The sequence below is a fragment of the Streptomyces sp. NPDC002838 genome (assembly GCF_040295365.1).
In the GTDB taxonomy this organism is placed as follows: Bacteria; Actinomycetota; Actinomycetes; order Streptomycetales; family Streptomycetaceae; genus Streptomyces.
On the sequence record NZ_JBEOVF010000015.1, the window covers coordinates 76692 to 88803 of the forward strand.

Annotated in this window: 9 protein-coding genes; 5 read left to right on the plus strand and 4 right to left on the minus strand. The window is 69.7% G+C overall.

The window, feature by feature from the left end; translation table 11 throughout:
* Positions 1 to 4: 4 nt before the first annotated feature.
* From ABT063_RS20665 to ABT063_RS20680, 4 genes are all read right to left on the minus strand, one after another.
* Positions 5 to 829, minus strand: a complete 825-nt coding sequence (locus tag ABT063_RS20665; protein WP_351058812.1) for a carbohydrate ABC transporter permease — start codon at positions 827 to 829, stop codon at positions 5 to 7.
* A complete protein-coding gene (locus tag ABT063_RS20670; protein ID WP_351058813.1) occupies positions 826 to 1776 on the minus strand; it encodes a carbohydrate ABC transporter permease in 951 nt (316 codons plus the stop codon). Before ABT063_RS20670 ends, ABT063_RS20665 begins: the two co-directional genes overlap by 4 nt.
* Complete coding sequence (locus ABT063_RS20675; protein WP_351058814.1) at positions 1773 to 3071, minus strand: ABC transporter substrate-binding protein; 1299 nt, start codon at positions 3069 to 3071, stop codon at positions 1773 to 1775. Before ABT063_RS20675 ends, ABT063_RS20670 begins: the two co-directional genes overlap by 4 nt.
* Positions 3072 to 3184: 113 nt before the next feature.
* Positions 3185 to 4492, minus strand: a complete 1308-nt coding sequence (locus tag ABT063_RS20680; RefSeq protein ID WP_351058815.1) for an MFS transporter — start codon at positions 4490 to 4492, stop codon at positions 3185 to 3187.
* An 83-nt stretch (positions 4493 to 4575) separates the two neighbouring features.
* Between ABT063_RS20680 and ABT063_RS20685 the strand changes: the two genes are divergently transcribed.
* The 5 genes from ABT063_RS20685 to ABT063_RS20705 all read left to right on the plus strand — a co-directional run bounded on the left by ABT063_RS20685 (position 4576) and on the right by ABT063_RS20705 (position 11998).
* Positions 4576 to 5550, plus strand: coding sequence for a LysR family transcriptional regulator (locus ABT063_RS20685; RefSeq protein WP_351058816.1), 975 nt, complete (start codon positions 4576 to 4578; stop codon positions 5548 to 5550).
* 384 nt (positions 5551 to 5934) lie between these two features.
* Entirely contained in the window at positions 5935 to 6816 is an 882-nt protein-coding gene (locus ABT063_RS20690; protein WP_351058817.1) for a hypothetical protein, read from the plus strand.
* Between the two features lie 237 nt (positions 6817 to 7053).
* Positions 7054 to 9249 (plus strand): bifunctional polysaccharide deacetylase/glycosyltransferase family 2 protein, encoded by a 2196-nt coding sequence (locus tag ABT063_RS20695; RefSeq protein WP_351058818.1) that lies wholly within the window; start codon positions 7054 to 7056, stop codon positions 9247 to 9249.
* On the plus strand, positions 9246 to 10436 hold the full coding sequence (locus tag ABT063_RS20700; protein WP_351058819.1) for an acyltransferase family protein: 1191 nt from the start codon (positions 9246 to 9248) through the stop codon (positions 10434 to 10436). Before ABT063_RS20695 ends, ABT063_RS20700 begins: the two co-directional genes overlap by 4 nt.
* Before the next feature lie 176 nt (positions 10437 to 10612).
* A complete protein-coding gene (locus tag ABT063_RS20705; RefSeq protein WP_351058820.1) occupies positions 10613 to 11998 on the plus strand; it encodes a nitrate/nitrite transporter in 1386 nt (461 codons plus the stop codon).
* Positions 11999 to 12112 lie beyond the last annotated feature (114 nt).

The following is a 12112-nucleotide window of genomic DNA, read 5'->3' on the forward strand; positions in this document are numbered from 1 at the left end:
TTCCTTACTTCACGGCACCCACGGCGATGCCACGGGTGAGGGTTCTCTGGAAGACGAGGAAGAACACGAGAGCGGGCAGGACGCCGAGCAGGGCGGCCGCGTTGGTCATGGTGGCGTCCATCAGACGCTGGCCCTGGAGGACACCCAGGGCCACCGACACGGTCTGGTTGTCGTTGGAGATCAGCATCACCAGGGGGAGCAGGAACTCGTTCCAGGTCCAGATGAAGAAGAGGACCAGGAGCACGCCGAGGGTCGGACGGCTGACGGGGACGACGATCCGCCAGAGGATCTGCCACTTGTTCGCGCCGTCGATCCTGGCGGCCTCGATGATCTCGCGGGGGAACTGGCCGAGGACGGAGGAGAGGAGATACGTGCCGAAGGCCGCCTGGATGACCGTGAACACGATGATCACGCTGAGCCGGGTGTCGTAGAGGCCGGCCTCCTTGCTCAGGTAGTAGATCGGGTAGACCAGCGCCTCCTGCGGCAGCATGTTGGCGAGCACGAAGAACGCCAGCACCCAGGTGCGGCCCTTGATGCGGCCGATGCCGATCGCGTACGCGTTCAGGACCGAGAGGACTACGGCGAGCACGGCCACCGACCCGCTGATCAGCACCGAGTTGAGGAGCTTCTGGCCGAAGTCGACGCGTTCCCAGAAGTCTCTGACGCCTTCGGTGTAGAAGCCGTCAGGGAGGCTGAGGGGGCCGTTTTGGGCGTACTCCGTGGGGGACTTGAAGGCGTTGATCGTGACGATGAGGAACGGCACGATCATGAAGAGGGCGGCGATGCACAGGGCGATCAGCACCGGGTAGCGGCGCAGGGCTGTCGTCACGACTCCTCCGCGCGGGTCTGGAGCTTCAGGCCGATCAGGGACAACAGCAGGATGATCACGGTCAGCACGGTGGAGATCGCGGCGCCGTAGCCGACCTGCGTCTTCTCGAAGAACGTGGTGAAGGAGAAGTAGGAGGGGACGTTGGTCGCGCCGCCCGGCCCGCCCTTCGTCAGGACGTACACCGCGCCGAAGACCTTCAGCGCGGCGATCGTGCACCAGGTCAGCACGACGTAGACCTCGGGCCGGATCTGCGGCAGCGTGATGTGCCAGAAGCGGCGCCACCAGCCGGCGCCGTCCAGCTCGGCCGCCTCGTACAGCTGGGGGTCGACGCGCTGGAGTCCCGCCATGAAGACGACCATCGGGAAGCCGATCTGGACCCAGACCATCACGCCCATCACGCTGTACAGCGCGATGCCGGGGTCGCCGAGCCAGTCCTGCTGCCAGGACGACAGACCTATGGCCTTGAGGACTTCGTTGAGCGAGCCGTTGTCCGGCGCGAGGATCCAGCTCCAGACGATGCCGGCGACGGCGATGGGCAGCACCTGCGGGAGGTAGAAGCAGGCGCGGAGGACAGCCACGACCTTCGGGCCGTAGTGCTTGCCGACATAGTCGAACAGCGCGGCGGCGAGCACGAGTCCGATCGCCGTCGGTACGGCCGCCATGGCGACGACCATGAACAGGCTGTGCCGGAAGGACGCCCAGAACTCGCTGTCGTCCAGCAGCTCCCGGTAGTTGGCGAGGCCGGACCAGTCGGGGGAGCCCACGCCCTCCCAGTCGGTGAAGCTCACGCCCGTGTTCATCAGGAACGGGACCACGACGACGGTGAGGAAGGCGAGGATCCCGGGGAGCAGGAAGAGGGCGTAGGAGTCGCGGGGGCGGCGGTGCGCTTGGCCGGTCCGGGGGCGTTTGTCGACCACCCGCCCGCCGCGTTCGACGGTGACCGTCATCGCTTCGGTACGTCCTTGTCGTACGCCTCCTGCAACGCGTCCAGGTAGTCGTCGGGTTTCGCGCCGCCCGTCATCAGCTTCTGCGTCTCGGAGACGAGGACGTCGTAGAAGCCGGCGACCGGCCAGTCCGGGTAGAAGGCCAGGCCGTCGCGTTCGGCGAGGGTGTTGAAGTTGTCGATGAGCGTCTTGGACTTCGGGTCGGTGATGGCGCTCGTGTCCGCCGCGACCGGGACGCCGCCCTTGTTGCCCAGCAGGGTCTGGATCTGCTTGGACAGGGTGATGTCGATGAAGTCGTAGGCGAGTTCCTTGTTCTTGGCGCCCTTGGGGACCACCCAGAGGTTGCCGCCGGAGCCGAGGGTGAGGTGGGAGTCGGGCCACAGGAAGGTGTCCCAGTCGAACTTGGCCTCGTCCTGGAAGCGGCCGTACCACCAGCTGCCCGAGAAGAAGATCGGCGACTTGCCCTGGAGGAAGGAGACGCCGGCGTCCTCCGCCTTCGAGCTGGTCGAGTTCTTGCTGATGTAGCCCTTCTTCACCCAGTCGGCGAAGGTGTCGGCCGCGTAGGTCCAGGCGGCGTCGTGGAAGTCGGTCTTGCCCTGGTACAGCTCGTAGGCGTCGACCCAGGCGCGGTCGGCCTTCGACAGGGCGAGCTGGTAGAGGTACTGGTGGGCGGGGTATTCGGCGCCGGCGTTGGCGAGCGGGGTGACGCCGTCGGCCACGAACTTGTCCATGGCGGCGGTCAGTTCGTCGAACGTCTTCGGTTCGGCGATCCCGTGCTCGGCGAACAGGTCCTTGTTGTAGAAGACCATCGTGTACTCGGCGTAGTTGGGCACGCCGTACCACTTGCCGGAGCCCATGACCCCGTCGGTGTCGTAGAGGCTGGTGGTACGGACGCCGGCACTGAGCTTCTTGTCCCAACCGCGCTTCGTCGCCTCCGCGCCGAGGTCGGTCAGCAGGCCCTGCTTGGAGAGCAGGCCCGCCGTCGCGTTGCCCTTGTTGTACTCCATGAGGTCGGGCGCGTCGGAGGAGTTCAGGACCATCGGGGCGGTCTTCTGGATCTGCTCGAAGCCCTTCGCCTCGAACTCCACCTTCACGCCGGGGTGCTTGGCCTTGAACTCCTTGATGGCCGCGTCCCAGGCCTGCCCCATCGCGCTGTTGGGGGCCTCGTAGTGCCAGAGCTTCAGCGTCTTTCCGTCGGAGGAGCCGCCGCTGTCCGAGTCGCCGCAGGAGGTCAGGAGCAGGGCTCCGCTCAGGGCAGCCGCGGCCAGGGCCGCCACACGCCTTCGTGCCGTTAACATCCAGTGCCTCCACGGGAGTCGGATGGATACGTCGCGCAGCGTTCATCGAAGCGATTCGATGGGTGACGTCGAAGCGCTTCGACGGGCGAAGGTATGTGTGAGCCGTGGGCGCGTCAATGGATCGTGCGGGAATTGCGGCAAGTGTTCGGATGGTCGAACGGGATGAGCGAGATCAGCAGTGCCACCGCCGCCGCCGTGACCGGCACCCCGAATCCCGCCGTGGCCGACACGTGCTCCGCCAGCCAGCCGCCGAGCGCGCTGCCGCCGGCGATCCCGCCGAGCAGGCCGGTCACCGCGAGGGTCATGCCCTCGTTGAGGCGGCCCTCAGGGGTGCGCCGCTGGACCAGGGTCATGCCCGTGACCATCGTCGGTGCCGTCGCCATCCCGGCGACCAGCAGCGCGCCCGCCAGGGCGAGGAGCGAGCCGGTCAGGGTGGCGGCGAGCAGCGGCAGGGTCAGCAGCGCGGTCATCGCGGCGATGCACCACACGTACCGTTCCTGCGGGGGACCGGCCGGTTTCAGCGCCCCGTACAGCAGACCCGCCGCGCACGAACCGGCCGCCTGGAGGCCGAGCACCGCACCGGCCGCCGAGCGGTGCCCCTGCGCGTCCGCGAAGGCGATCGTGACGACCTCCATGGCCCCGAACACCACGCCCATGGCGAGACAGACGGCGAGCAGGGGCGGCAGCCCGGGGGCACGGAAGAGGGCCCGCGCCTTCGCGGGCGTCCGCGCCGCCACCGGCGGCTCGGTCGAGCGCTGCGCGGCGAACAGCAGCATGCCCGTCACCAGCAGCACCACGCCGGTGAGGGTGCCCGCCTCCGGGAAGAACGTCCCGCACAGGAAGGCCGCGAGCACCGGGCCCAGCATGAAGCACAGCTCGTCCACGGCCTGCTCGAAGGAGTTGGCGGTGTGCAGGGCCTTGTGGTCGCCCTTGAGCAGATGGGACCAGCGGGCGCGGGACATGCCGCCGAGGTTGGGGGTGGTCGCGGTGGCTGCGTAGGAGGCGAAGAGCGTCCAGGCGGGAGCGTCGTGCCGTACGCACAGCAGCAGCGCGAGCGAGCCCAGCGCCGCGAGGAGGGTGGCGGGAACGGCGATCCGGGCCTGCCCGTACCGGTCGACGAGCCGCGCGGTCCACGGGGCGACCAGCGCGGTCGCCGCCAGGCCGGTCGCGGTGACGGCACCGGCGAGGGCGTACGAGCCCCGGGTGCCGGCGATCATGACGACCGCGCTCACGCTGAACATGCCCATCGGCAGCCGGGCCAGCAGGTTCCCGGCGGTGAAGGCGCGGGCGCCGGGGACGGTGAAGAGGCGGCGGTACGGGCCGGGCGGGCGGTTCCCGGTGCGGGGGGTGAAGTCGACGGCGACGAGGGTGTCGGCGGTGACGGTGTACAGAGGTGGCTTCCTCGGGGTCGGTTGCGGCATGGGCCAACCGTCGCCCGCCGCCGATCAAGGGGTCCAACACCTTCTCCGTACCGATTCACGCATCTCCGTTGTAAGTTCACCGGATGCCCGCCACCGGTCACCACCTCGACCCCCGTCTGCTGCGTGCCTTCCTCGCCGTCGCCGAGGAACTGCACTTCACGCGCGCCGCGGCCCGCCTCTACGTCGCCCAGCAGGCGCTCAGCCGGGACGTACGGCGGCTGGAGCGGGGGTTGGGCGCCGAGTTGTTCGTCCGCACCACCCGGCAGGTGACGCTCACGGCCGACGGCGAGCGGCTGCTGCCGTACGCGCGCCGCGCCCTGGAGGCGCAGGACGAGCTGCTCGCCGCCTTCGGGCAGGCCCGGCCCCTGCTGGTGGACCTCAACTCCCCGGGCCTGGCCACCGGCCGCCGCGTCCTGCACCGGGCCCGCGAACTCGCCCCCGACCACGAGCTGATGGCCCGCTACGAGAGCGGGCTGACCTACGCGGCGGGCGAGTTGCTCGCGGGCCGGCTCGACGCGTCGTTCGGGCGGTTCGCCGGTCTGGCCCCGGCGCTGCGGGCGGGCCTCGACCACCAGCCCGTGCGCTACGAGCCGATGGCGGTGGTGCTGCCCGAGGACCACCCGCTGGCGGCACTGGAGGCGGTTCCGCTCTCCGCGCTCGCGGGCGAGGCCGTGTACGCGGGCGCCGGGAATCCGCGCACGCCGGAGTGGACCGACCTCGCGCACCGGCTCTTCGAGGGACGCGGCATCGAGGTCGCGCCGCCCGCCCCGCTCGCCGTCGGGGACGAGGAGTTCCAGCGGATCATGGCCAAGACGCGGAATCCGATCCTCGTGGTGGTGGATTTTCCGGCCATGCCTGCCACTGTGCTGCGCCCGCTCATACATCCGATTCCGCTGTCACCCGTGTCACTCGTGTGGCGAAAAGGGCTGGTGCATTCCGGACTCGATGCCCTGCGACGGGCCGCACTCGAACTGTCGGTCGAGAAGAGCTGGCTGCGGCGACCGGCCGGGGGATGGATTCCGGCCAATGATGTAGACCTGATGAGCACCCACTGTTGACACGTAGCGAACACAGCCCCTCTCTCTGCGCTACATTCAGGGCCCTGAGCACGGTGTGATAGAGGGGGCGCTCGGATTCGGGTGGGGATTCGGTCCGGTCGACGTGTGCTCGGGTCGTCCGCGTACCCGGAACTGTCCCGTGGGGGGATGTGCGTGCGCGTGAAAAAGTGGCGGGAAGACGCCAAACCGGAATGGCCCGAGGTTGCGGTCGAGGACCGTTTTACCGCGGGTGAAAGTACCCAGGCGTTCCCGGAGACGCTCAGAAGCGGAATCCCGAGACAGGCCTCCGCCGAAGCGGCCCGGACCGGGATATCCGGCAGAGGCGACCGGGACCTCCCGGACGCCGGTGGGACCGGCGGAACCGACAAGGCCGACCCCCTGCCGTTGGCCGGCGAGACCGGGGAGCGCCCGGAGACCGCCGTACGAACCGCCGCCGTGCGCGACCCGTGGGAGGAGTCCGACGCGTCGGATTCCGGCCAGAACCCGCACGGCGCGACCGCCCCGGCCCACGACCCGGACGAGGTGACGGTTCAGCTCGACGACATCGGTCAGCAGCTGGAGGACCCGCTCGTACGGCAGGCCGAGGCGGCCGGATCGGGCAGCGGACCGGGCGGTGGCCAGGACGGGTCCGACGGGCCGGTCTTCGTGGACGAGTCGGGGCGCCGCAGCCGGCGTTTCCGCCGTATCGGCATGGTCGTCGGACTGGCCTGCGCGGTCTACGCCGTCGTCATCGTCGCCACCCTGCTGTCGGGCAACTCCAACGCCCCCTGGCTGCCGGTGCCGGGCCAGGAGGAGGCCCAGCCGGCCGGCAAGGTCGAGACTTCGCCGCAGCCCGAGGAGTCGGCGCCGCCCTCCGCCACCGGCGGCGTGCCGCCCGGACCCACTCCGACGGCGGGCGAGGGCACGGCCCTGATCCCGGACGCCGACGCCACCGCGCCCGGCACGACCACCAGCCCCGACCGGCCGGGCACGTCCCCCGACCCCAAGGCGAGCCCGACGAGAACCGCGCCGGGCCCGGGCACCGGACCGACCGAGCCCGCCTCGACGCCGTCGCCGCAGGTGACGATCACCGACCCGCCGGTCACCCCGACTCCGACCGACACCGGGCCCACGCCGACCCCGACCGGGACGACGGGCACCGGCGACAGCGCGGGCCCCGGCACGGACACGGTGGCGGACGGGCCGAACGAGCCCGCGCCGATCGCCACGGAGCCGGACGCACCGGCCGGACCGGGCCCCGAGCCCGCCCCGGCGCCCATCGCCTGATCGCACCCGTCTCCCAGGCGCACGTTTGTCGGAGGCGCGCCGCTGCCGGTGCGCTTCCGCGGACCCACCCTGCCCGGTGCGCATCGGCGGATGACACCGCCGCTCCTGGTGCGCATCTCCTGGTCGCACCCCGTTTCCCCGTGCACAACGCCACCCGATGGCGTCCCCGACCCCGGTGCACACCCTCCCGATGCACATCCCCGTGATGGCATCCCCGTCCCCGGAGCACAACCTCTGATGGCATTCCGCACCCGCCGTCCCGGGGCCGCGACCGGAGCCCCCGACGGCTCCCGGCGCCGCCGCCTGCCCATGCGCCTGCTGCTGCCCGTGCTCGTCCTCGCCGCCCTGATGGCGATGCTGATGCTGCGCGGTTACGTACACAGCGAGATCCTCGCCGACCACCGCATCCGGCCCGAGGGCTCCGCCGACCAGGTGCCCCAGCGGATACTCGACGGCGGCCCGGTCATCGACACCCGCGGTGGCCGACCCACCAGCCTGAAGGTCCCCGACCATCGCATGGTCCTCACCTTCGACGACGGCCCGGACCCGACCTGGACCCCCAAGGTCCTGGAGGTGCTCGAGAAGCACGACGCACACGCCGTCTTCTTCGTCACCGGCACCATGGCCTCGCGCTACCCGGACCTGGTCAGGCGCGTGGTCGACGAGGGCCACGAGATCGGTCTGCACACCTTCAACCACCCCGACCTCACCCTCCAGTCGAAGAAGCGCATCGACTGGGAGCTGTCCCAGAACCAGCTCGCGATCACCGGCGCCGCCGGTATCCGCACCTCGCTGTTCCGGCCGCCGTACTCCTCGTACGCCGCCGCCATGGACAACAACTCCTGGCCGGTCACCCAGTACATCGGCACCCGCGGCTACATCACCGTCGTCACCAGCGTCGACAGCCGGGACTGGAGCAAGCCGGGAGTCGAACAGATCATCCGTAACGTCACGCCCAAGGGCGGCAAGGGCGCGGTCGTGCTGATGCACGACTCCGGCGGCGACCGTCACCAGACGGTCCAGGCGCTGGACCGCTTCCTGCCGCAGATGAAGGCCAAGGGCTACGCGTTCCGCAACCTCACCGAGGCCCTCGACGCGCCCAGCGCGCACAGCCGGGTCGCCGGCGTCGACCTGTGGAAGGGCAAGGCGTGGGTCTTCCTGGTCCAGGCCTCGGACAACATCACGGCCGTCCTGGTGGTCGGTCTCGCGATCATCGGCTTCCTGGTCATCGCCCGCTTCGGCCTGATGCTCCTGCTCTCCGGCATCCACGCCCGCCGGGTACGCCGCCGCGACTTCAGCTGGGGAGCGCCGGTCACCGAACCGGTGTCGGTGCTGGTCCCGGCGTACAACGAGGCCAAATGCATCGAGAACACGGTCCGTTCGCTGATGGAGAGCGACCATCCGATCGAGGTCATCGTCATCGACGACGGCTCCAGTGACGGCACGGCACGGATCGTCGAGAACCTGAACCTGCCGGGCGTCCGCGTGGTCCGTCAGCTCAACGCGGGCAAGCCAGCCGCCCTCAACCGGGGTGTGGCGAACGCCCGGTACGACCTGGTCGTGATGATGGACGGCGACACCGTCTTCGAGCCGTCCACGGTCCGCGAACTCGTCCAGCCCTTCGGCGACCCCCGCGTCGGCGCGGTCGCCGGCAACGCGAAGGTCGGCAACAAGGACACCCTCATCGGCGCCTGGCAGCACATCGAGTACGTGATGGGCTTCAACCTCGACCGCCGTATGTACGACGTCCTGCGGTGCATGCCCACCATCCCGGGTGCCGTCGGAGCCTTCCGGCGATCGGCCCTGGAACGGGTCGGCGGCATGAGCGACGACACGCTCGCCGAGGACACCGACATCACCATGGCCATCCACCGCGACGGCTGGCGTGTCGTCTACGCGGAGAAGGCCCGCGCCTGGACCGAGGCCCCGGAATCCGTCCAGCAGCTGTGGTCCCAGCGCTACCGCTGGTCGTACGGCACCATGCAGGCGATCTGGAAGCACCGCGGCGCCCTTTTCGACCGGGGCCCGTCCGGACGCTTCGGCCGAGTCGGACTGCCTCTCGTCTCCCTCTTCATGGTGCTGGCCCCGCTGCTCGCCCCGCTGATCGACGTGTTCCTTGTCTACGGCCTGGTCTTCGGCCCCACCGAGAAGACGATCCTGGCCTGGTTCGGCGTCCTGGCCATCCAGGCGGCCTGCGCGACCTACGCCTTCGTCCTCGACCGTGAGCGCCTGACCCCGCTGATCTCCCTGCCCCTGCAACAGATCCTCTACCGCCAGCTGATGTACGTCGTGCTGCTCCAGTCCTGGATCACCGCCCTCACCGGCGGCCGGCTGCGCTGGCAGAAGCTGCGGCGCAAGGGCGGGGTGTCCGCGCCGCCGGGCGCCGTCCCCGCGCAGGGCAGGCAGGTCGCGGACGAAAGGCCGGTCGGATGAGTACGGCGCCCCCGCAGCCCGTCACCCAGGACGAACCCCAGGTCCTCGAACCGTCCCCCGCCCGCGACCGCTACTTCGACCTCCTCCGGGCCCTCGCCCTCTTCCGGGTCGTCCTCTACCACCTCATGGGCTGGGCCTGGCTCCCGCTCGTGTTCCCCTCCATGGGCGTGATGTTCGCGCTGGCGGGCAACCTCATGGCCCGCTCCCTGGGCAGCCGCCCGCCCCTGAAGGTCGTACGCGGCCGGATGCGCCGCCTGCTGCCCCCGCTGTGGCTGCTCGGCGCGGTGGGCGTGACGGGCATGCTGGCGCAGGGCTGGGGCCCGGACGCCGAAGGGCATCCGGGCTGGTGGTGGCTGCACCTCACGTACTGGATCCTGCCGCTGAGCGACCCGCCGTACGCCGAGGGCCTGGCCGGGATCCACGGCATCGTCGGCGAGGACTGGGCGACGGAACTGGCGGGACCGCTGTGGTACGTCCGCGCCTACCTCTGGTTCGTGCTGCTGTCCCCCTTCCTGCTGAAGGCCCTGCGGGCGCTGCCCTGGGCGACGCTCCTCGCGCCGATCGCCCTGTCGGCGGCCTTCCAGTTCGGCTACCTCACGCTGCCGGGCGAGCGGTTCCCCTCGGCGCTGACCGACTTCAGCACGTTCGGCGCCTGCTGGATCCTGGGCATGGCCCACCAGCAGGGCGTTCTGAAGCGCATCCCCCAGTACGTCATCCCCTCCGTGGCACCGGCGATCGCCTGCCTGGGCCTGTGGTACGCGCTGGCGCACGGCTTCAGGGACGGCCACGACCTGGACGCCATGCCCTTCGCCCAGGCCCTGTGGTCCTTCGCGACGGTGATGCTGCTGCTGCACCTCAGCCCGTCGTGGACCGAGTGGCCGGGCAGGCTGCGCCGCTGGGGCCGGCTGATCACCCTCCTCAACTCCCGAGCGGTGACGATCTACCTCTGGCACAACACGTGCATCCTCCTCGCGGCCACGCTCTGGGACCGCCTGTGGAACATCGACGTACTGGCGGATCAGTGCCCCTGGCTCCTGGAAAGCCCCTGGCCGGTGCTGGTCCTCGTCTGGCTGCTCATCGGCGGCTGTGTGGTCGCCTTCGGCTGGGCGGAGGACCTGGCGGCGAAGCGGAGGCCGCGGCTGTGGCCGGACAGTGCGGAACGGGGCCGTACCGGCAGACACAGGTGAACCGGGTCACATAACGTTCCGAGACCTCTCAAGCCGCCTCCACTCTTGGTGAGAGCAAAGTTCCCTTCCGGTCACTCGGTGCCACAGCGCGGAAACGCGCCCTCCCTACCTTCGGGACTCAGCCACTCCCTGTAGCGCGCAGAACCATCCGAGCCCCGGAGCACCGTGGAGGCGTCATGACAGCCCCTAGCACAGCCCCCGCACCCCCGAGCAGGGGCGGCCGCTGGATCCAGCAGTGGGATCCGGAGGATGAGACCTTCTGGAAGGAGACCGGAGAGAAGGTCGCCCGCCGCAACCTGATCTTCTCCGTCCTTTCCGAGCACATCGGGTTCTCGATCTGGACCATGTGGTCCGTGCTGGTGCTCTTCATGGGCCCGGAGTACGGGCTCACCCCGGCGGACAAGTTCCTGCTGACGTCCGTGGTCACGCTGGTCGGAGCCGTCGTTCGCGTGCCCTACACCTTCGCCGTCGCGATCTTCGGCGGGCGGAACTGGACGATCATCTCGGCCAGCCTCCTCCTCGTCCCCACCGTCGCCGCGTTCGCCGTGATGGAGCCGGGGACCTCCTTCAACACCTTCCTGCTGGTGGGCCTGCTGGCCGGTATCGGCGGCGGAAACTTCGCCTCGTCGATGACCAACATCAACGCGTTCTTCCCGCTCCGTAAGAAGGGGTGGGCGCTCGGCCTCAACGCCGGCGGCGGCAACATCGGCGTACCGGTGATCCAGCTGGTCGCGCTCGCCGTCATCGGTGCCAGCGCCGGTCCGCGTGTGCTGCTCGGGATCTACATCCCGTTCATCGTCGTCGCCGCCGTCCTCGCCGCGCTCTACATGGACAACATCGAGAACGTGAAGAACGACACCGGCGCCGCCAAGGACGCCGCGAAGGACGCCCACACCTGGATCATGTCCTTCCTCTACATCGGCACCTTCGGCTCCTTCATCGGATACAGCTTCGCCTTCGGGCAGGTGCTGACGAACCAGTTCGGGCGCACCCCGCTGGAGGCGGCGTACGTCACCTTCATCGGCCCGCTGCTGGGCTCGCTGATCCGGCCCCTGGGCGGCTGGCTCGCCGACAAGTACGGCGGCGCGAAGATCACGCTGTACAACTACGTCGGGATGGGCGTCGCCACCGCCGTCCTCATCGCCGCCAGCATGGAGAAGTCGCTGGCCCTGTTCACCGTCGCGTTCGTGGTGCTGTTCGTGCTCACCGGCCTCGGCAACGGCTCGACGTACAAGATGATCCCCGGCATCTTCCAGAACAAGGCCCTGGCCAAGGGGCTGCAGGGTGAGGAGGCCGCCGCCTGGGGCCGCCGCCTCTCCGGCGCCTCCATGGGGCTGATCGGCGCGGTCGGCGCGCTCGGCGGCGTCGGCATCAACCTCGCCTTCCGGCAGTCCTTCCTCTCCTACGGCTCCGGCACCGGCGCGTTCGTCGCCTTCCTCGCCTTCTACGCCGCCTGCTTCGCGGTCACCTGGGCCGTATACCTTCGCCGCCCGTCCGCCCGTGCACAGGCCGAGTCCGCCACCTCGGAGGCGAAGCCGCAGCTCAGCTACGCCGAGGTGTGACGTAACACTGTCGACATCAAGCGGAACCGAGCCTGTCACGAGCCGTTGACAGGCTCGGTCGGCATGTGGATGCAAGCACCTGATGGGTAGGTGCGACGACTCGAGTGCGGGACG

Coding starts and splice junctions, on each gene's coding strand:
- ABT063_RS20670 (WP_351058813.1), bottom strand. CDS start 1,776: ATGACGGTCACCGTCGAACGCGGCGGGCGGGTGGTCGACAAACGCCCC.
- ABT063_RS20675 (WP_351058814.1), bottom strand. CDS start 3,071: ATGTTAACGGCACGAAGGCGTGTGGCGGCCCTGGCCGCGGCTGCCCTG.
- ABT063_RS20680 (WP_351058815.1), bottom strand. CDS start 4,492: ATGCCGCAACCGACCCCGAGGAAGCCACCTCTGTACACCGTCACCGCC.
- ABT063_RS20685 (WP_351058816.1), top strand. CDS start 4,576: ATGCCCGCCACCGGTCACCACCTCGACCCCCGTCTGCTGCGTGCCTTC.
- ABT063_RS20695 (WP_351058818.1), top strand. CDS start 7,054: ATGGCATTCCGCACCCGCCGTCCCGGGGCCGCGACCGGAGCCCCCGAC.
- ABT063_RS20700 (WP_351058819.1), top strand. CDS start 9,246: ATGAGTACGGCGCCCCCGCAGCCCGTCACCCAGGACGAACCCCAGGTC.
- ABT063_RS20705 (WP_351058820.1), top strand. CDS start 10,613: ATGACAGCCCCTAGCACAGCCCCCGCACCCCCGAGCAGGGGCGGCCGC.